The sequence below is a fragment of the Exiguobacterium sp. s145 genome, assembly GCF_018618835.1.
Classification (GTDB): domain Bacteria; phylum Bacillota; class Bacilli; order Exiguobacteriales; family Exiguobacteriaceae; genus Exiguobacterium_A; species Exiguobacterium_A artemiae.
This window is the reverse complement of record NZ_JACSMV010000002.1, coordinates 241,596-259,458: the sequence shown is the minus strand read 5'-3', so window position 1 is coordinate 259,458 and position 17,863 is coordinate 241,596. Positions and strand designations below refer to the sequence as shown.

At 46.1% G+C, this 17,863-nt stretch carries 23 protein-coding genes and 1 pseudogene; 14 read left to right on the top strand and 10 right to left on the bottom strand.

Features of this window, described 5'->3' with window-relative positions; genetic code table 11:
• Nucleotides 1-208: 208 nt before the first annotated feature.
• Nucleotides 209-2,002: a type I phosphomannose isomerase catalytic subunit gene (locus KNQ07_RS04410; RefSeq protein WP_214764986.1), complete on the bottom strand. Its 1,794-nt coding sequence runs from the start codon at nt 2,000-2,002 to the stop codon at nt 209-211.
• Between the two features lie 147 nt (nt 2,003-2,149).
• Here KNQ07_RS04410 and KNQ07_RS04405 point away from each other — a divergent pair, with 147 nt between their 5' ends.
• The 5 genes from KNQ07_RS04405 to KNQ07_RS04385 all read left to right on the top strand — a co-directional run bounded on the left by KNQ07_RS04405 (nt 2,150) and on the right by KNQ07_RS04385 (nt 6,396).
• Nucleotides 2,150-2,446: a PTS sugar transporter subunit IIB gene (locus tag KNQ07_RS04405; RefSeq protein WP_026828592.1), complete on the top strand. Its 297-nt coding sequence runs from the start codon at nt 2,150-2,152 to the stop codon at nt 2,444-2,446.
• 5 nt (nt 2,447-2,451) lie between these two features.
• The gene (locus tag KNQ07_RS04400) at nt 2,452-2,781 is read left to right on the top strand and encodes a PTS sugar transporter subunit IIA (RefSeq protein WP_214764985.1); all 330 of its coding nucleotides are present in this window, start codon (nt 2,452-2,454) and stop codon (nt 2,779-2,781) included.
• Between the two features lie 15 nt (nt 2,782-2,796).
• Nucleotides 2,797-4,134 (top strand): PTS cellobiose transporter subunit IIC, encoded by a 1,338-nt coding sequence (celB, locus tag KNQ07_RS04395; RefSeq protein ID WP_214764984.1) that lies wholly within the window; start codon nt 2,797-2,799, stop codon nt 4,132-4,134.
• Between the two features lie 47 nt (nt 4,135-4,181).
• Entirely contained in the window at nt 4,182-5,585 is a 1,404-nt protein-coding gene (locus KNQ07_RS04390) for a glycoside hydrolase family 1 protein (protein WP_376778099.1), read from the top strand.
• A gap of 82 nt (nt 5,586-5,667) precedes the next feature.
• A complete protein-coding gene (locus tag KNQ07_RS04385; protein WP_214764982.1) occupies nt 5,668-6,396 on the top strand; it encodes a GntR family transcriptional regulator in 729 nt (242 codons plus the stop codon).
• 326 nt (nt 6,397-6,722) lie between these two features.
• Here KNQ07_RS04385 and relB read toward each other — a convergent pair whose 3' ends face one another.
• From relB to KNQ07_RS04370, 3 genes are all read right to left on the bottom strand, one after another.
• Nucleotides 6,723-6,878: a type II toxin-antitoxin system RelB family antitoxin gene (gene relB / locus KNQ07_RS04380; RefSeq protein ID WP_251139458.1), complete on the bottom strand. Its 156-nt coding sequence runs from the start codon at nt 6,876-6,878 to the stop codon at nt 6,723-6,725.
• A gap of 67 nt (nt 6,879-6,945) precedes the next feature.
• The gene (locus tag KNQ07_RS04375; protein WP_214764981.1) at nt 6,946-7,383 is read right to left on the bottom strand and encodes a hypothetical protein; all 438 of its coding nucleotides are present in this window, start codon (nt 7,381-7,383) and stop codon (nt 6,946-6,948) included.
• Between the two features lie 47 nt (nt 7,384-7,430).
• Nucleotides 7,431-8,402 carry a DUF2268 domain-containing putative Zn-dependent protease gene (locus KNQ07_RS04370; RefSeq protein ID WP_214764980.1) on the bottom strand — a complete coding sequence of 324 codons (972 nt, stop codon included), beginning with the start codon at nt 8,400-8,402 and terminating at the stop codon, nt 7,431-7,433.
• Nucleotides 8,403-8,951: 549 nt separating this feature from the next.
• Here KNQ07_RS04370 and KNQ07_RS04365 point away from each other — a divergent pair.
• Nucleotides 8,952-9,170, top strand: coding sequence for a hypothetical protein (locus KNQ07_RS04365; protein WP_214764979.1), 219 nt, complete (start codon nt 8,952-8,954; stop codon nt 9,168-9,170).
• 74 nt (nt 9,171-9,244) lie between these two features.
• Nucleotides 9,245-9,721: a glutathione peroxidase gene (locus KNQ07_RS04360; protein ID WP_214764978.1), complete on the top strand. Its 477-nt coding sequence runs from the start codon at nt 9,245-9,247 to the stop codon at nt 9,719-9,721.
• Nucleotides 9,722-9,805: 84 nt separating this feature from the next.
• On the opposite strand, the gene KNQ07_RS04355 is transcribed toward KNQ07_RS04360, so the two are convergent.
• Both KNQ07_RS04355 and KNQ07_RS04350 read right to left on the bottom strand, forming a co-directional pair.
• Nucleotides 9,806-10,270: a hypothetical protein gene (locus KNQ07_RS04355; RefSeq protein ID WP_214764977.1), complete on the bottom strand. Its 465-nt coding sequence runs from the start codon at nt 10,268-10,270 to the stop codon at nt 9,806-9,808.
• Between the two features lie 15 nt (nt 10,271-10,285).
• Nucleotides 10,286-11,191 (bottom strand): EamA family transporter, encoded by a 906-nt coding sequence (locus KNQ07_RS04350; protein WP_214764976.1) that lies wholly within the window; start codon nt 11,189-11,191, stop codon nt 10,286-10,288.
• 171 nt (nt 11,192-11,362) lie between these two features.
• Between KNQ07_RS04350 and KNQ07_RS04345 the strand changes: the two genes are divergently transcribed.
• The 5 genes from KNQ07_RS04345 (at nt 11,363) to KNQ07_RS04325 (ending at nt 14,278) form a co-directional block, all read left to right on the top strand.
• A complete protein-coding gene (locus KNQ07_RS04345; RefSeq protein ID WP_214764975.1) occupies nt 11,363-12,307 on the top strand; it encodes an SMI1/KNR4 family protein in 945 nt (314 codons plus the stop codon).
• 15 nt (nt 12,308-12,322) lie between these two features.
• On the top strand, nt 12,323-13,273 hold the full coding sequence (locus tag KNQ07_RS04340) for an SMI1/KNR4 family protein (protein ID WP_214764974.1): 951 nt from the start codon (nt 12,323-12,325) through the stop codon (nt 13,271-13,273).
• 74 nt (nt 13,274-13,347) lie between these two features.
• Nucleotides 13,348-13,764, top strand: coding sequence for a hypothetical protein (locus KNQ07_RS04335; protein ID WP_214764973.1), 417 nt, complete (start codon nt 13,348-13,350; stop codon nt 13,762-13,764).
• 21 nt (nt 13,765-13,785) lie between these two features.
• Nucleotides 13,786-14,052, top strand: coding sequence for a hypothetical protein (locus tag KNQ07_RS04330; protein ID WP_214764972.1), 267 nt, complete (start codon nt 13,786-13,788; stop codon nt 14,050-14,052).
• Nucleotides 14,053-14,077: 25 nt separating this feature from the next.
• On the top strand, nt 14,078-14,278 hold the full coding sequence (locus KNQ07_RS04325; protein ID WP_214764971.1) for a hypothetical protein: 201 nt from the start codon (nt 14,078-14,080) through the stop codon (nt 14,276-14,278).
• Between the two features lie 140 nt (nt 14,279-14,418).
• On the opposite strand, the gene KNQ07_RS04320 is transcribed toward KNQ07_RS04325, so the two are convergent.
• On the bottom strand, nt 14,419-15,069 hold the full coding sequence (locus KNQ07_RS04320) for a DUF3885 domain-containing protein (protein WP_214764970.1): 651 nt from the start codon (nt 15,067-15,069) through the stop codon (nt 14,419-14,421).
• 138 nt (nt 15,070-15,207) lie between these two features.
• Between KNQ07_RS04320 and KNQ07_RS04315 the strand changes: the two genes are divergently transcribed.
• Nucleotides 15,208-15,429: a DUF2188 domain-containing protein gene (locus KNQ07_RS04315; protein WP_214764969.1), complete on the top strand. Its 222-nt coding sequence runs from the start codon at nt 15,208-15,210 to the stop codon at nt 15,427-15,429.
• 63 nt (nt 15,430-15,492) lie between these two features.
• On the opposite strand, the gene KNQ07_RS04310 is transcribed toward KNQ07_RS04315, so the two are convergent.
• Both KNQ07_RS04310 and KNQ07_RS04305 read right to left on the bottom strand, forming a co-directional pair.
• Nucleotides 15,493-16,071 (bottom strand): GNAT family N-acetyltransferase, encoded by a 579-nt coding sequence (locus tag KNQ07_RS04310; RefSeq protein ID WP_214764968.1) that lies wholly within the window; start codon nt 16,069-16,071, stop codon nt 15,493-15,495.
• Between the two features lie 23 nt (nt 16,072-16,094).
• Nucleotides 16,095-16,442, bottom strand: coding sequence for a hypothetical protein (locus KNQ07_RS04305; protein ID WP_214764967.1), 348 nt, complete (start codon nt 16,440-16,442; stop codon nt 16,095-16,097).
• Nucleotides 16,443-16,645: 203 nt separating this feature from the next.
• Between KNQ07_RS04305 and KNQ07_RS04300 the strand changes: the two genes are divergently transcribed.
• Entirely contained in the window at nt 16,646-17,101 is a 456-nt protein-coding gene (locus tag KNQ07_RS04300) for an NUDIX hydrolase (RefSeq protein WP_214764966.1), read from the top strand.
• Here KNQ07_RS04300 and KNQ07_RS04295 read toward each other — a convergent pair.
• Nucleotides 17,092-17,670: pseudogene (locus KNQ07_RS04295) on the bottom strand (histidine phosphatase family protein). The gene KNQ07_RS04300 and the pseudogene KNQ07_RS04295 overlap by 10 nt on opposite strands.
• Between the last annotated feature and the right edge of the window lie 193 nt (nt 17,671-17,863).

The window sequence follows — 17,863 nt, the reverse complement described above, 5'->3', positions numbered from 1 at the left end:
ATCGGAATAAGTAAACAGGTTGGTTACGATGTAGATGCTATTGAGCAGGGAAACATAAAACAATGTTTTAGACACAAAATCAACTCCAATATAGTTTCATCATTCATTATACCTATCAAACGGGAAATGACAATATTTAGGTTGTGTAACGAATCAAATCCTCGAGTCGATACCTCTGAGAGCTCGAGAACATCTGCGGGGGAGCGAATCACCCTAAAGATGCTGCTCCAATGACTCCTGCATGTCCTTTCAGTGTCGCGAGACGGATATCGATACTTGATCGGAGCGACGGATAAACTAATCCGCTGACTGCTTTGAGCAACTCTTCCCAATACAAATCAGCTGATCCGGTAACACCACCACCGATGACGATGACATCCGGATCAATTGTGTGAATGATATTCGCTAGTCCTGTCGCCAGGTGGTTGATGAAACGAGTACGCTCTTGCGGGTCCTCCAATAATCGTTCGATGGACGTTGCTCGCTTTTCTAAAGCGCGTGATTGAAGAGCCGTGCCGCTGGCCAGTCCTTCAAGCGACCCGACATTAAGCACCGGATGAACCGGACCGGATGCATCGATGATCGTATTGCCGATTTCTCCAGCATAACCGTGTGCCCCGCGAATGAGTTTTTTCTCATACACATATCCGCCTCCGATGCCTGTGCTGACGGTCACGTAATAGACGGAAGAGCAGGATTGCCCCGCTCCGAAGAGTGCTTCGCCGAGGGCTGCGGCATTCGCATCATTCTCCAGCGCCACCGGGATGTCGAACGTCGAGGATAGAGGGGTGACGAGATCAACGTCATCCCAACCCGGCAAGTTCGGAGGAGACAGGAGGTGTCCTGTCTTGGCATCGAGCGGACCGGGTGCGGCGATACCGATTGTCGACAGCTGGAATTCGTCCGAGAACAGTTGAATGGCTTGTTTGATGTGAAAAATAGTTTGTGCCGGACCGGCTGCCGGACGTGTCGGAAACGACAGCTGTTTAATGATCGTATCCTGATCAACGACGGCGACGCGTGTTTGAGTGCCGCCTAAATCGATACCGATCCGGAGCGGGCGCGTTATTTTTAGTGCAGGACCGGTGACGATCAGAAGTCCTGTCCCGGAGACGGTATGCTCGCTGTTAGCGGGTAAGAGGACCGTTGTACCGACTGATAATTTGACACCATTTAATTCGATTGTTCCTTCGATGACCGTAATGATCTGGAACAAAGTAGATGACTCCAAGGTATGTGTCTGGCGGATGGTCCATTCTTCAACAAAGAAGTCAGGTGTCTGCGTCAGTCTTTTGCGGAAGGGAGACAAGAAAACAGGAGGTTCCGCGTAGTGAAAATGCGGGAAACGGATGACGCGTCGGGCTTGCTCGAGATGAAGCGGACGTTTCACTCCTGTCACAGGATCGAGACGATCATAATCATACAGCCGGTATGTCGTATCTGAACTTTGCTGGATTTCGAGGACGACGCAGCCTTTCGTCAAAGCATGGACCGTTCCGGCCGGTACATAGAAGAAATCACCTTTTGAGACGGGGATGTGCTTCAGCGATTGGATTAAGGTCCCTTGATCGACTGCCGTATCAAGTTCGGATGACGAAGACAGGGAATGACCGTAGATGAGAGTAGCGTTCTCAGGACAATCGATGATGTACCAACATTCATTCTTGCCGAACGGCTGGTCTTCATAGCGTCTCGCATCCGCGTCGGTCGGGTGGACCTGGACCGATAAATTAGTTGAGGCATCAATCCACTTCAGTAAAAGCGGGAAGTCGGAGTCCGTCTCCATTCCAAAAATTTCAGGGTGATTTGACCATAATTCTTCTAGAGTAAGACCTGTCAGTGTTCCGGATTGAACGGTCGTCATGCCGTTCGGATGACTGGCAATCGTCCAGACTTCACCTATACGTCGTTCGTCTGAAACGGGAAAACCATACTGTCGGAGCTTCTGACCACCCCAAATTCGCTCTTTCACGACGGGTTCGAAAAAAATCGGTTCCTGCATGTCTGATTCCTCCTTCAATCTATTTTCAATAACAACTCTACACTTTTAAAAAATAAAAATAAACAAAATAATTATCAAATATAGACATGAAAGAATAAATCCGTATAATCAAACTTGTAAGCGATTTCAAAAAAGGAGGAATTTTAAATGAAAAAAATTATGTTGGCGTGCAGCTCGGGAATGTCGACGAGTATCCTCGTATCGAAAATGCAGGAACATGCGAAGGGAATCGGAGAAGAAGCCAAGATTTGGGCAGTAGGACAAGATCAGGCAATGAAAGAGATGGATGGTGCCGATGTCATCCTGATTGGACCTCAGATGCGTTTTCTATTATCGAAATTTCAAAAGGCGACAGATAAGCCGGTCGAAGTGATCGATATGATGGCGTATGGAATGGCTGACGGAAAAGCGGCATATGAACAAGCCGTAAAATTGATGGGGTGAATGATATGCCGACGAATGAACAGACGATTGAACAAGTAGCCTTCATGATGATTCTGCACAGCGGGAATGCAAGAAGTACGATCCGTGAGGCAATCGAAGTGTACAAAGACGGTACCTTTGAAGAGTTTGAACAGTTGCTTTCCAGTGCACGTACGCAACTGCAGGAGGCGCACCAGGTTCACTTCGGACAAGTGCAAAAGGAAGCGAACGGGGAACCGGCAACATTGTCCCTCTTACTACTGCATGCGGAGGACCATTTGATGTCGACGCAGACGATGCTTGATTTGACCTCGGGGCTCATCGAGCTCATGGAACATAAGTTTTCTAAAAAATAATAAGGAGTGTTTGAGATGACTGAGAATAGTAAGTGGTTCGACCTGTTGAGTCGTTTCTTGATGCCGATGGCGGCATTTTTGAATAACAGTCGCTACCTGCAAACGTTACGTGATGCGTTCATGCTTGCTTTTCCGATTACGATGTTCGGTTCGTTGATCGTCGTCGTCGCGAATCTACCGTTTCTTGATAAGTTCATGTCTCCCGGCGTACTCGATGCTTTCAAGACGTCGCTCGGGAATGCACCGTCCGCGACGATGGGAATCATGTCATTGTTTGTGGTGTTTGGAATTGGCTATTATCTTTCTAAAAGTTACGAAGTTGAAGCCGTATTTGGCGGTGTCATCGCTTTAGTCTCGTTCTTATTACTTACTCCATTTTTTGTTTCAGTTGAAAATGTCACAGGTCCGGTCGGAAATGTCATCCCGCTCGACCGTTTAGGTGCGAAAGGCATGTTCCTTGCCATGATCACCGGGTTCTTGGCTGGAGAAATCTATCGCTTCGTCGTGCAGAAGAACTGGACGATCAAGATGCCGGCAGGTGTTCCAACTGCTGTCGCCAAATCGTTCTCGGCCCTCATTCCGGCCTTGTTGACCCTCACTACCTTCCTCATGATCAACATTGCGGTCACTTCTCTTTTGAACACGAACTTACATGATCTCATCTTCGACGTCGTCCAAAAGCCGCTGGTCAATCTTGGAAACGGCCTGATTCCGACCTTGATTGCCATCTTCTTTGTCCAGCTCTTCTGGTTCTTCGGTCTCCACGGTCAGGTCATCGTCAACTCGGTGATGGACCCGATCTGGAATACGCTGTCTCTCGAAAATCTGAACGCCTACACGTCAAATGGAGAAATCCCGAACATCATCAGCAAACAGTTTATCGAAATCTACACTGTCGGGATCGGCGGATCAGGTTCGACCCTGGCTGTCGTCGTCGCTATTCTGTTGTTCATGCGTTCCAAACAATTAAAACAAATCGGGAAGTTGTCAATCGGACCGGGTATCTTTAACGTTAATGAACCGATGATTTTCGGACTACCAATCGTCATGAACCCACTGATCATGATCCCGTGGATTTTCGCTCCGATGATTACCGTCACCGTGACGTACTTCGCCATGTCAACAGGTCTCGTTCCGCCTCCGACCGGTGTCGCCGTCCCGTGGACCGTCCCGATGTTCATCAGCGGGATGATGGCGACGAATTCCTTGGCCGGCGGATTATTACAACTCGTCAACTTTGCGATTATCATGGCTGTGTGGTTCCCGTTCCTTGTCTTCATCGATCGTCTGAACCTGAAAAAGGAGAGAGCAGAGGCTAAGACCACAACGGAAAAAGATCAACAAATCGGTTGAGTGAAAACTACAGATAGGATGTGCATACGATGAATCAGATTGAAAACATGACCGGACAAACAAAAAAGTATATCTTTCCAACTGACTTTTGGTGGGGAACGGCTGCCTCCGCCACGCAAATGGAAGGGGCGGCAGATGAAGCGGGGAAGGGTCCGAACATTTGGGACTACTGGTACGAGCAAGAGCCCAACCGATTCTTTGACGGGGTCAGTGCGAACGTAGCATCTAATTTTTATCACCGGTACGAAGAGGATATCGCTTTGATGAAGGAACTGGGACACAACTCTTTCCGGCTGTCGATTTCCTGGTCACGGCTGTTCCCGACAGGTGAAGGAAAAATCAATCCATTGGCCGTAGACTTCTATAATCGTGTGATCGATGAGCTGATCCAGGCGGATATCGAACCATTCGTCAATCTATACCATTTCGATATGCCGCTTTCGTTACAACAGAAAGGTGGATGGGAAAACCGGGAGGTCGTCATGCACTACGTTGATTATGCCAAGACCTGCTTCGAGTTGTTCGGGGACCGTGTATCGAAATGGTTCACGCATAACGAACCGATTGTCCCGGTCGAGGGTGGTTATTTATATGATTTCCATTATCCGAACGTGGTGGACTTCAAAAGAGCTGTTCAGGTCGCGTATCATTCGATCTTATCCAGTGCACTGGCGATCCAGGCCTATAAGGAGGCAGACCAGGCGGGCAAGATCGGTATCATTCTGAACCTGACCCCTTCTTATCCAAGAAGCCAAAATGAGGCGGATGTTCAAGCTGCTCATTTGGCAGATATCCTGTTCAACCGTTCCTTCCTGGATCCATCCGTGTTGGGAACCTTCCCGCAAGAACTGATCGACTTGTTAGAGGAACAAAACGCTCTACCGGTTATGGAAGAGACGGATCGACAGACGATCGCGGCACATACGGTCGATTTGCTCGGTATTAACTATTACCAGCCGAGACGGATCAAAGTAAAGGAGCATCTACCGAACCCTGCAGCACCGTTCATGCCGGAGCATCTGTTCGATTATTACGAGATGCCGGGACGTAAAATGAACCGTCACCGCGGATGGGAAATCTATGAGAAAGGTGTCTATGACATCCTGACGAACTTACGAAAAAATTACGGGAACATCGAATGCTTCATTTCGGAGAATGGCATGGGCGTCGAGGGAGAGGAACAGTATCGTGATGCGGATGGAAGCATCCAGGATGATTACCGGATTGATTTCATCGCAGAGCACCTCAAATGGGTCCATCTGGCATTAGAGGAAGGGTCAAACGTCAAAGGGTATCATCTCTGGACCTTCATGGACAACTGGTCATGGAGCAATGCGTATAAAAACCGATACGGCTTCGTCGGGGTGGACTTGGCCAGTCAGACCAGAACGGTCAAAAAAAGTGGACATTGGTTCAAGCAATTGATAGAAGACGATGGTTTCATAAAATGACGGAAGATAATCAGGGTATATCTAGCCCTGATTATCTTTTTTTGTTATATTGTTCTTATATGTCTATACATGGGGTGGAATCATGTCTACAAAAAAGAAACCAAAGTATGAAAAAATCGCGGATGAGTTACGAGAACGAATCTTCAACGGCGGCTATGATGTCGAAGAAGCCATGCCGGATGAGATTCAGTTGGGACAGGAATTCGAAGTCAGCCGAATGACGATGAAACGCGCACTGGAAATTTTAGTAATGGAAGGCATCATCTATCGGCAACGAGGGCAGGGCACGTTCATCTTGCCATCGAATTTTTCACAGGGACGGATCAATGTATTGAACAAAGAATCGCAGGGGTTGACGAAACTGCTCGGGGAACGGGCAGTGAAGAGTGAAGTCTTGCAGTTCGAAGTCCGCTTCCCGGAAGCGGAAGTCGCCCGGCACTTGATGATTGAGAAAACCGATCCGGTCTACGAGATACGACGTGTCCGGTATGTGGAAGAAGAACCATATGTCATTGAACATACGTTTATGCCTTCCTCACTGATCACCGGATTAACGAAAGAAATTCTAGATAGTTCGATTTACCGGTACATTCAAGAAGAACTCGGCTATACGATCACCAGTTCACACAAGATGATTCGCGCGGACAAGCCGAACCAGTGGGACCGTGAATATCTAGGGAACGAAGAAACCGATCCCGTAATTGAAGTCGAACAAGTCGTCTTTCTCGGAAACGGAAAACCGTTCGAGTATTCATTTTCACGGCACCGATATGATAAATTTGTATTTACGTCTGTTCACATCGGTCGATAAAAAAAGAATAGGTAAGTGATCTCAAAGAGCTCAACTAGGGTAAACGGGCACTCAATGGTCGATTGTAAGTTAAATGTCATTAAAAAACAGGCTGTATTCATTTTCGACATCGAAATGTATACAATCTGTTTTTTTTATGTGTTTATATACTTTTGCACACGTAAGTCTCAGCTCTCGACGATTCGAGACGAATCCCTTTCTATGACGCAGATCAACCGTCCCGAGCAGATTCTTCTTGATCCAGGACATGATGATCCATGAATGTTGAGGATCCATCTTCTTAAAGGACGTTTGAGCTCCGCGCTCAAACTCCACTGTATATGGTGTCATTCTAAAACAAGTTCTTTTATCATATCGTCAAATGAGATTGCCTCTGATTTTTTGCGGTGTGCTGCCATGGAGTCATGATAGAGTTGTAAATCAATCTCATCTTCAATACGATCGAGGACGGCATCGCGAACAAGTGTAGAAATCGTACTCATCCTTATTATCTCCTTTGTAATACATATTTAGATGTTAGTACAGACAAGAGCTCTATTCGTTTTCCATTCAATCTACCTTGATTAAGAAAGCAAACTGACCATCACCATTCTCAGACCATCCTGCTTGAAGTTCATAGGCATATGTGCCGGCTTCTTTCGGTGTTACGAGTTGATTATTTTTTAACGTAACCCGCTTACCGGTCTCCTTATTAAATCGAAGGATTTTGATTGTATCAGGTTCTGGATCGAAGGAAATCTGGATTTTCTCATTCGGCATGACGGTGACCGGTTTACTTTTTTCAGTCATGTGCAAACCGTCTACATAGATTTTGTCTACGCATTGGCCGCTAAACATGCCACTCCAGCAAAATGTCCCTTGGACCGTTGGAATACTTTTTCCCTGTATCTCGACACGGGGATCGGGTGGTTCATCACGGAAGGGTTCGAAGTGAACGAACAAAGCAATGATGAGAATCACGGAGCCGATCAGCAAATATTTACGCATGTAAAATTGTCCTCCTTCGTAAGTGATATCCTTATGCGTCAATTTTTTTATTCAATGAGCTTTTGATACTTATATCCCTTCAAAATAGCGTGATTCTCTTCATACGTCCATGTTTTGATGGCGAGATCAGGGTTTGCTTTCAGATGATGCGTCAAGATATCGCGACCTAAAGAGTAACGGCTCCATAAAGGAATGTCTTTTTCAGTGTTCCCCATTGTAATCTCCTGATAATCGGCTTCACCATTCCCGATCAGACGCGCCACATGTTTTTTTGTTGTATCATCCATCGGTATATTCCAAGGAGGCGAGACGTCCGTGACGATTTGATCGGCAAAGGCATCTGCTTTTCCTTCGAAGATGACCGAATCAAGAGATGTGTCAATTCTGCTTAACTCGGGTGTATCATTTAAAACCAGATGATGATATTCATGAGCGATTGTATAGGCCAAAGCTTCTTTATCGAAGTTTGGATTCAGTTGAATGATAATCGAGTCTTGAAAAGCTGCTCCGGACACTCCGGCTAAAGGATCTGTCATTGACCAAAATTCTGGATTGGACGGTGCGATGAAAATCGTAGCTTTCTTTTTAGGGAGCGCTTCATAGGAAGCGATATAGTTTTTTGTAATGATATCTTTGATTTCTTCATGCTGTTTCATCAATTCATTCGTTTGGTTCAGCAGATCCTGCTCGTAAGCTGTCGCTTTCAACATGAAGAAAGTCTCTAGGGTGGTCGGATCAAAGTTTTCCTTCTCTCCAATCTTATCTATGTAACGCAGGACGTATTCTGCGTAATTTTTTGTATCCGTTTCTGAAGTATCTGCTTTAAGCGATGCTTTCAAATAAGTTTGATAGGGCGCATAAAGTGGGACGATGTTTAATTCACCATCCTCGCCGATCTTCACAGTTTCTGGTTTAAATTCTTTACTTTCGGAGTGCGTCACGGCTTTCTCTGCTTCGTCTGTACAGGCTGCTAACAGCAGGAACGGGATGCAAACCAAAGGAGCAATTACTTTTTTCAACGGGATGACCTCCATTTCTAAATCGTAGGATTATGAATTTTCTCATTGCTTGACGAGGATAGAGTTCAGAACTTCACATGTAAAATTATACCATGAAAATTAAAGGGTTTAATGCATAAATTATTTAGATGATTATTTAATTGGGAGATGCTGACATGAGAACTATTCAAATCGATGAAGTGATAAAAAAACTGGAATAGGTCCTGGAAAAACAGCTGACACGAGAGGAAGTATCCGAGTGGGTATATGAACGGATGGCGGATTTGGAGTGGATGGAAGAGAAAGAATGCAGGTCGTTGACGAAGAAGTAATTGGCTGTTTTTCGTTGTCTGACGACAGTCTGTGGAATGGATTTACAAAATAGCCCGGACGATTATTCTCATGTGGAAGACGATTTTCGGGATTGGATCAAAGCGTTTCAGGAAGTGGAGAGAAGCTTTAAAGCCCAGGATTGAGAGCGCTTCATTGATTGACTTTTCTCAATAAATCGTCCAAATCATGAAACCTTTCCTTGAATAAACAGGTAAAAAGAGGAAAGGGGATGATGAGATGGTACGATGTACGAATTGTGACTACAAGTGGAAGACGAAAGAAGTACTGGCGGTTGGTTTTGCGAAGCATGGCAAGGATTGTCCGAACTGTGGTGAGAAGCAGTATCTTTCAAAAGATACACAACATTTTTTATCACTCGGATACGTCAGCCTGTTCTTTTTACTGATCATGCCGTTTGTCATTAAGCTGAGTGATCGGGAAGAATCCATCTGGTAAACAGCTCGTCGCATGTTCAAAAAAGACGGAGTTTTTTCAGCGGCGTATACTGACGGCAAAGGGGGTGCGACGGGATGCCATCACTCTATGAGATTGAAGTACAGGATGCAACCGGACAGACCGTTTCATTACAGGATTACGCGGGAGAGGTACTTCTCATCGTTAATACAGCCAGCAAATGCGGGCTCGTCGGTCAGCTCGGAGACCTGCAACGGTTGTATGACAAGTATGCGGATCAAGGCGTCAAGGTCCTTGGATTTCCGTGTGATCAGTTCAACAATCAGGAATTTGCCGATCAACAGGAAACAATGCAGTTTTGTCAGCGGAATTACGGCGTGACGTTTCCGATGTTTCAGAAGATTGATGTCAACGGACCAATGGAACATCGGTTATATACGTACTTGAAACAGCAACAGGGTGGTCTATTGTCGTCGAACATCAAATGGAACTTCACGAAGTTTCTCATTGATCGTCAAGGGCGGGTCGTCAAACGGTTTGCGCCGGTCGATTCGATTCAGACGATTGAAAAAACACTGGTGCGCTATGTATAATGAAACTACGCCCCGTCCGGCGCAAGCCGTCGGGCGGGACGAGTCGCATCACCCTACCTTTGGCGAGGTAGGGCTTTTTTTATGTCACTTCTCTTTAGGCAAATTAAAGGAATGCCTGACGGTAAAATCACTCATCTTGTGACCAAGGTCCGTAAAAACAGGCGGACGCGGGGAGAGGATATGAAAGTCCTGTTCGAATGCTCGAATGGCGTAATGCGTCCAGTCTCGTGACGGGTCCCGCTTCAACCCCATCCAGGCCGTCGCAAAGGTCAGGAGTGCCGAATCCTGATACAAGGCGAGCGGAACCGTACTGAATTCCAGCCCGTCATCCAGTTCATGCAAATCCGACGAGCGGAGCAGGACGCAATCTGCTTCAAACAACAATTCAAAATAATTGCAGGAATAGTCACCGATGAGCACCATGATTTCGTCCGTATGACCGCGGAAATAAAAGGCTAACCGATCCCCGTTTTTTTCATCTATGACAAAGTGATCGAGCGCAATCTGATAGTCTTCCCGGTACAACAGTTTCTCGAATGTAAGGTGCATGACTGATGCCCTCCTTTAAGAGTGTTTTTCCTTGGCGAGTTCGAGGATGTCCGGCTGACGTGTCGAACGCGACGACCAGATGAGTAGACCGATACCGCAGAATAAAAGTAAAATGCCGACCCACGACAACAGACTGAGCGTTTCCCCGAGGACAAACACGCCGAGCAAGGCAGCGGTCAACGGTTCACCAAGCGACAGTGTGACGGCCGTCGAAGACGAGACTTGCGCAAGACCGCGGGCAAACAACAGATAGGCGAGACCGGTTGCGAGGACACCAAGGTGGAGACTGATTCCGGCACCGCGCAGGCTGAAGACCCATGACAGATCAAACAGGAATAACAGTGGTGATAATAAGAGAGCGCTGAGTGTAAAGACGACCGCGACGACGGATAGCGGAGGGTGAGTTTTCACTAAGTCCCGGCTGACAAACGTGTAGACGGCAAAGGACATTCCGGCACCGAGTGCGAGCACGATCCCGAACGGATCGACTGAAACGGATGCCTGATTCATGACCAACAGTAAACAACCGGCAATCGAAAGCAATGTCGACAGCCACCAAATGGTACCCGGTCGATTTCTTAAGACAAGCCATTCAATCACTCCGGAAAAAATCGGCGCACTGCCGATCGCGACGACGGTTCCGACGGCGACTCCGGTCATGAGGACAGCGGAAAAGAACAACGGCTGATAGGCGGCCATGCTGAGGGCAGCGAGGAAAATCGTGGGCAATGGCCAATCTTTTAAGGTCAGCTTTCCGGTCAGTAAGACGAGACTGAGTAAAAAGAAGCCGCCGATCGCTAAACGGACTGCACCGATCGCAACCGGATGGGCCGTTTCTGGTGCAAAGGCTTGCGACGTGCCGGTCGTACCCCAAAGCATTGCCGCCAGTAAAATCAGCAAAATCGAAGACTGTTTCTGCATGGTTCACCTCCGGGTTAATAAACATAGATGCTGTTTGAGGATCATTTTTGATTAGAAAAAGAATACCACAGAAACAGGAAGTTAGGATCACCCAAATTATTGGTAAAATGGTAGACTAAAGGAAGATGAGGCCAGGTGGCTCATACATAGAAAAATAAGAGGGTGGATCCAATGAATCAAATCGCAGTTGTCCTCGACGGACTGAAACAAAAAATCAGCCATGGATCGACGTTTATTCAACGCAGTTACAACTCAATTGGTCAGGCCACGTTCCGTCTGCCAAAACCGGTCAAGCCGGAAACAATTCAAGCATTCGAAGCTGAGTTCAAGCAACCGTTACCGAGCGAATATCAGACATTTCTCGAACTGCATGACGGAGCGAAACTGTTTATGTTGGGCGATGAGGGGCTGGTCTTGTATCCGCTCGCGGAAGTGATCGAAAAGACAATCGAAGCTAAGGAAGACGGGCTGATTGATGAAGACTATGATCATTACTGGATCATCGGCGAAATCAACGAAGGGTACCTTTTGATTCACACGGATCATGCAAAAACAGAAGATACCCCTTATATGTACTGGAAGTATCATGAAGGGTCGACTGAAGACACCGATGCCATCGGTCAAAATTTCGGGACGTTTCTGGAACGGTCGATCATCGCGCAAGGCGACATGTACTGGGAATTCAACATTTTTGATGTCCGGGAAGATGATTACTATGTCGAAGAAGAAATGGAGGACGTGCAGGCGGGCGTATCGATTGCATCCGAGGAACGTGTCCGGATTGAAATTGAGTATCCGATTTACCGCCGGGGAGGTTTCATCGTTTCTTTTTATACATATGAAAATGGAAAACCTGATTTATGGTGGAAATCTGACTATGACACGATGAAACAGGTGCATCGTTCTCTTATGAGCACGCTGGAGGAGCCGCAGTTCCATTTTACAGAAATCACTGTGTTCCAAAAAGAAGCACCGCTTTGGGAAAGTGAAGATGCATCCGGTGAACAGATCGCGAAACGCGTTGAACATCCGCAAACCCAAATCATGCAGTATGACGGGTATCAAGCATTTGTGAATGACTTGCCGCGTCCGTTACCGGGCTGGGAAAATGCATGACAGGGAGAGAATGATATGAATCAAATCGCAGCAGTACTCGGCGGGCTTCAGCAGAAAATCAATCACGGATCAACGTTCATTCAACGGAAGTACAATGAAATCGGGCAGGCAAAATTTAATCTCCCGGAACCGGTGACGGCAGAGTCACTTGCAGCATTTGAAGCTGAATTCAATCAAAAATTGCCGAGTGAATACCAAGCGTTCCTTGAACTGCATGATGGAGCGGATCTGTTTATTCTTGACGACGGTCTGGGACTGGTGTTGCATTCCTTGGAGCGGGTGATTGAAGCGACGAATGAGGCGATTGAATATGAATTGATTCATGAGGACTTCGACCATTACTGGGTGATTGGGGAAATCAATGAGGGCTATCTGTTGATTAACCGGGAGTTTGCGAAAACAGAGGACACACCTTATATGTACTGGGTGTTCCATGAGTTATCAACCGAGGAGGCCGATCCGATTGGTCAAAACTTCGGCACGTTCCTTGAGTATTCAATCATTGCCCAAGGGGACGTGTTTTGGGAGTTCAAGGACTTCAGTATTGAAAAGGATAATTATTTCATCGACGAAGAGACTCCGGAAGAGAAGGTTAAGCCGCCCATCTCGATCCGGTTTGTCGATTCGGTTCGCGTCGAAATTGAATACCCGATTTCGAAAACCAATTCATATTTCACGATTTCGATTTATGAGGGCAAGTTTGAACAGGAGAAACTAGGGATGCGTTATAACGAAGGCCGGGGTTTTGAGAAGGTCATCCAATCCGTCCGTGATCATTTGTCTTATGAACAATATCATTTTTCGTCAATTCAAGTGTTCCAAAGAGAACATTTGTTACAGACGAACGAAGATCAATCAGGAGACCCTTTAGTCCGAAACGAAAACCTACAACGACAAGGATTCAGATACGACGGCTACCGTGCCTTCGCGGATCAGTTACCGCGTCCGTTACCGGGCTGGGAGTAAGCCAAGCATTACGTTCAAGGAGCACCTTCATTTCTTCAACTCTTTTGAAACGCATGCGAAAAGGAGAAATGGAAATGAAAAAACTACTGATTATCCCAATTTTATTCAGTTTAGCCGGGTGTATGTCCCTCGACATGAAACCGAGTAGTCAGTCGGTCGAAACGGGTTATACAGGAAGTGTCAAAGACGGGTTTGTATTTGAATACAAACTGACCAATACCGGCGATTATCCGGTAAAAGTCGCCTCCCGGGCCGGTCATCTGCTCAACGTTAAGATCCGAAAGCACGATTCGCAAAAAGTCGTCTATGACTCGTACGAAGAGGTGGAGCCGAAACGGTTGTCGAAAGAAGTACAACCGCATACCACGGTGACACTGAAGAAAAAAGTCAAAGCCGGTGTCATTCCGGCGGGTGTATATGACATTGACTACATCGTTCGTGACGATATCGGTGAAAGTGAAGGCGGCGATACAGAAATCAGATTAAAATAATTCAATCCAGGAGGAACGCATATGTTGAAGAATCCAAATTATCGTTATGGCACTTGGGCATTGATTGTCAGCTTTTTCTTGTTCTTTATCGTTCAACTGTTCAGTGCCTACATCGAGCTGTCATCCAAGTTTGATGGAGAGGCACTCGAAGAATATCATTTGATCTACTTCCCGGTTATCGCGTTGATTGTGGGATGTACGTTCCTGATTGGCGGTTGGTGGAATGAGGACTTTAAACAGGAAGCACAAAAACGAGCAGCACTAGAAGCTGAAAAATCAGCAGAGTAACTATGATTTTGGAGGAATGAAGCAAATGATTAAGAATTTCTCTGCTTTAGTGATGCTGACGATAGCAGGTATCGCATTGATGCGCTTCTTATCGGATACGGAAATGGAACCATTTTTAAAAATTGCTTTGACGCTTGTCGGACTCGTCATGATATTATCGGGCATCATCGGAATGATGTTACACGGCTGGGTCATGGGATATGAGCGAAGAAACAAACAAATGTAAGATAAGTGTGTTATGTCCGGTGGTCCCCTTTAAAAGGGGGACACCGGATTTTTTCGTTTAGCGATATTAAATAATTCTGTTGATAGTCAATTATGAAAACTGGTTGTTTTATATTCCAACAAGCATACTGTCTCAATCGGTTAGTCTGACTTTTCATTTAAAAATACATATCCTTCAGATAAATCAGATGTGTACTTTTCTTTCAAAAACTCAAATGAAGTTTCATCCTTTATTACAATAAAGCAGCCCCGATCGTCAAAAATATACAGAATGATGTCTTTGTCTGGGTTCACGAAAAAAATCTCAGGATAGTATGTCTGTCTCGATTTGAAGCGGGGATACAACTCGGGAAAGTCCTGATTACAGATTGCTTGAAGCAATTTTTTATAACGAAGGGACTTTCTGCTCGGCAACAAGCGGGCGTATTGGTAAATGACTTCCTCCTCATCACGAACCTCCTTTTTTTCAAACTCAAGCGCGTATCGATTCTTGTTATTTTTGAGATAGCGCTCAAAGATCTCTGTACTTTTCGCCGGAGGAGAATGTAGTTCTTTTCGGACACGTACAATGAGGTACAAACGGTCGTTTTCATGAAACAGATCTTCAAATAAAGTGAGTGATTTTTGATAGACCTTATCGAAATATTCCATATTCAGTTCGTCGGAATCCGGTTGAATCTGATACAGTTCCTTTTGCAAATCGAGACTGAGTGTCAATGGACGCTCCGCAAAAGACTCTTCCAAAATATCTGAATTGTCAAAGTGAGTGTGGAAATAATCGTTTAGTTTCATAAAGTGCTCCTGTCTTGGTGATTATTATGTACTTTCCTAATGCGTTCAAGAACGTCTCCGGATGAATGAAGATTTCAGGTTAAGGGTATCGAATATAGAAGCAAACTAAAACGATCCACTCAAAAAGGAAGTGAACGCATGGCGAATCAGCATGTAACACCTCATCCGGATGGCGGCTATCAGGTCATTGCGGAAGGGGCATCAAAAGCAACGGAACGGTTTCCGACACAAAAAGAAGCCATCGCAGCAGGACGGAAGATTGCGAAGGATCAACAGGTTGAGCTGATCATTCATAATAAGGAAGGTCAGATTCGCGATAAAGATTCATACGGCAATGATCCGTTCCCGCCGCGCGGATAAACGCAAAAATACATCGCCATTATATGAACTGCCCTATAAAAGTTGGACATAAAAATCCAACTTTTATAGGGTGTTTTTATTATGGACTGAGCCGTCCTGCCATTCTGGCTTCAACAAGGAATACATATATAGATCATCGAACTGACCGCGTGTCTTCTCGTATTGACGCAACAGTCCTTCCCGCTGAAAACCAAGCCGTTCGAGCAACCGTTGAGAGGCTGTATTGTCCGGCAGAACAAGCGCTTCGATCCGGTTTAGGTCCCATTCATTAAAACCGTGAGCGAGTACGGCCCGAACGGCTTCTTGTGCCAGTCCTTTGCCCCAGTGAGCAGGACTCAGTTCAAAGCCGAGTTCCGCCCGCTGATGCCGGGAAGAACGGTTCAGGAAACCGCAACTGCCGATGATGTCAGAAGTCGCATGTTCGGTGATGCCCCAACGGAGACCGGTCTGTTCTGTTCGGATGGAGTGATACCAGTTGATTTCATCCAACGCATCGGCTTCCGTTTGGAACGGATCGAGTCCCATTTGTGTGACGACGCGTTCGTCAGCAAGATACGTCAGCAGACTTGGAGCATCAAGCGGCGTGACTTCGCGTAAGGTCAGCCTGGTTGTCGTCAGTACAGGAAATGCAAGTGTCGTCAAAGTAATCCCTTCTTTCTAACTATTTAATACAAGCCGGTCATCGTTAGCTTCAACAGCATCGAGACGATGTAGTTTTTTGCCGTTTGTGTATCCGAAAACTGTTGCGCATCAAACGTGTTCCCGCGTTCACGGAAAAAGGTATACCAGGTCCCTTGCTCCTCATAGTAATAAAATCCGTCCGTCAGCCGGTTGATGGCCGGTGAGTCGGGGAACCCGTATTTTTTGGTATAAGCGAGGACGTCGGTTTCCGTGACCGTAAACACATCCGCGTAGGAATGATTCCGCATGTCAGAGACATTCAGTGTGTCGCAGGCAAACTGATACGAATTGCCGTACAGGAGAACTCTGATTTGTGTATCGTGGTCAATCACATCCTTCGACTCCTGTCCTTAAAAAATGGAGATAACGACGTTCGAAATGTATTTCCATCATTTTAACATTTGGATTATTGTAAAACCAGATGATGGTAAAATAGAAGGAGAAAGTTGGCATTCGTTCAGAAGCTTCAAGGTTGTTATAGCACCGTCTCTATATGGAATTTGTACGATATAAAATAGAAAGCAGGAACAAAATAATGAACTATATCATGGAACTCCGAAAATTGGTCGGCACACGTCCGCTCGTCGTACCCGGCGCTTGTGTGATCGTCCTGAATGAACAAAAGGAAGTGTTGCTGCAACTGCGCCGTGATAATCACTGTTGGGGACTTGTCGGCGGAGCACTCGATCCGGGTGAAACGCTGGAACAGGCAGCGGTCCGGGAACTGTTTGAAGAAACCGGACTGACAGCAAATCGGCTTGAGTTATTCAACGTTTACTCCGGCAACGAATTTTACTATAAATATCCGCACGGGGATGAAGTCTACAATGTCATCTCGGCCTATATCTGCCGCGACTATCAGGGGAGATTGGTGCAGGATGATGAAGAAGTCGCGGACTTACGGTTCTTCCGTTTAGACGAGCTGCCGGACAGAATCAATCCGCCGGAACATCCGATTTTGCTCGAGTTCATTAAGTCGCATCAATCATAAAGAGGCAATTTGATCCGTGACACGTTCAAAAGTTCTGTATCTGTAAAGGTAAGTTGATAGATATCCGGTTTAGTCGTCTGCCACAGAAAATCAAAGTCGTACTTCGTATCAAAATGGTGAAAAATCGCCGTCATGATCAATCCGTGCGTGCCGATGACGATTCGTTTTCCGGGATGATTTTGCAGGATGGCGGTCAATGCTTGAACACCGCGGCGCTGACAAGATTGAAATGATTCCGAGCCGTCGCGTGAAAAAGCAGGATCAGCAAACATCTGTTGGACGAGCGGATAAACATCCGTTTGCGACATCGTCTGGTGTTGTCCGGAGAAGACACATTCCCGCAAGTTTTCGTCGATTTAGATATCTTGTCCGAGTGAACGGGCTGCTCCTTCAATCGTTAACAAAGAACGCTCATACGGACTCGAATAAAAGAAATCGATTTTTTCAGTCGTTAAGAAACGCTTGACGCGTGATGCGGCCATCTGTCCCGCATCGGTCAACCCACGCTTTCTTTCATCTAAATCGGTTTTCGGAGATTCGGCGTGGCGGACGAAGTAAATAGTAGTCATGAGTTAAATGAACCTCTTTTCTTTAATTAGGTAAGATCCGGTTTTGGAGGTCAAAGAGAGATGAAGCAGTTGTCACAAAGGACAAAATTCAATACTCTGGGCTTTGTGATCTTAGTAAACAGTCTAACCCTTGTTAGATTATAATGAGCGATAGACGATGGAGTAACCAACCCGTTTTGTCTATCAAGCGAAA

Bases quoted from the DNA above. Each gene is read 5' to 3' on its own strand.
- KNQ07_RS04345 (WP_214764975.1), top strand. From the start codon at position 11,363: ATGAATCAAATCGCAGTTGTCCTCGACGGACTGAAACAAAAAATCAGC.
- KNQ07_RS04390 (WP_376778099.1), top strand. From the start codon at position 4,182: ATGACCGGACAAACAAAAAAGTATATCTTTCCAACTGACTTTTGGTGG.
- KNQ07_RS04410 (WP_214764986.1), bottom strand. From the start codon at position 2,002: ATGCAGGAACCGATTTTTTTCGAACCCGTCGTGAAAGAGCGAATTTGG.
- relB (WP_251139458.1), bottom strand. From the start codon at position 6,878: ATGAGTACGATTTCTACACTTGTTCGCGATGCCGTCCTCGATCGTATT.
- KNQ07_RS04350 (WP_214764976.1), bottom strand. From the start codon at position 11,191: ATGCAGAAACAGTCTTCGATTTTGCTGATTTTACTGGCGGCAATGCTT.
- KNQ07_RS04320 (WP_214764970.1), bottom strand. From the start codon at position 15,069: ATGAAACTAAACGATTATTTCCACACTCACTTTGACAATTCAGATATT.
- KNQ07_RS04325 (WP_214764971.1), top strand. From the start codon at position 14,078: ATGATTAAGAATTTCTCTGCTTTAGTGATGCTGACGATAGCAGGTATC.
- KNQ07_RS04375 (WP_214764981.1), bottom strand. From the start codon at position 7,383: ATGCGTAAATATTTGCTGATCGGCTCCGTGATTCTCATCATTGCTTTG.
- KNQ07_RS04365 (WP_214764979.1), top strand. From the start codon at position 8,952: ATGGTACGATGTACGAATTGTGACTACAAGTGGAAGACGAAAGAAGTA.
- KNQ07_RS04330 (WP_214764972.1), top strand. From the start codon at position 13,786: ATGTTGAAGAATCCAAATTATCGTTATGGCACTTGGGCATTGATTGTC.
- KNQ07_RS04315 (WP_214764969.1), top strand. From the start codon at position 15,208: ATGGCGAATCAGCATGTAACACCTCATCCGGATGGCGGCTATCAGGTC.
- celB (WP_214764984.1), top strand. From the start codon at position 2,797: ATGACTGAGAATAGTAAGTGGTTCGACCTGTTGAGTCGTTTCTTGATG.
- KNQ07_RS04385 (WP_214764982.1), top strand. From the start codon at position 5,668: ATGTCTACAAAAAAGAAACCAAAGTATGAAAAAATCGCGGATGAGTTA.
- KNQ07_RS04400 (WP_214764985.1), top strand. From the start codon at position 2,452: ATGCCGACGAATGAACAGACGATTGAACAAGTAGCCTTCATGATGATT.
- KNQ07_RS04405 (WP_026828592.1), top strand. From the start codon at position 2,150: ATGAAAAAAATTATGTTGGCGTGCAGCTCGGGAATGTCGACGAGTATC.
- KNQ07_RS04300 (WP_214764966.1), top strand. From the start codon at position 16,646: ATGAACTATATCATGGAACTCCGAAAATTGGTCGGCACACGTCCGCTC.
- KNQ07_RS04335 (WP_214764973.1), top strand. From the start codon at position 13,348: ATGAAAAAACTACTGATTATCCCAATTTTATTCAGTTTAGCCGGGTGT.
- KNQ07_RS04355 (WP_214764977.1), bottom strand. From the start codon at position 10,270: ATGCACCTTACATTCGAGAAACTGTTGTACCGGGAAGACTATCAGATT.
- KNQ07_RS04360 (WP_214764978.1), top strand. From the start codon at position 9,245: ATGCCATCACTCTATGAGATTGAAGTACAGGATGCAACCGGACAGACC.
- KNQ07_RS04340 (WP_214764974.1), top strand. From the start codon at position 12,323: ATGAATCAAATCGCAGCAGTACTCGGCGGGCTTCAGCAGAAAATCAAT.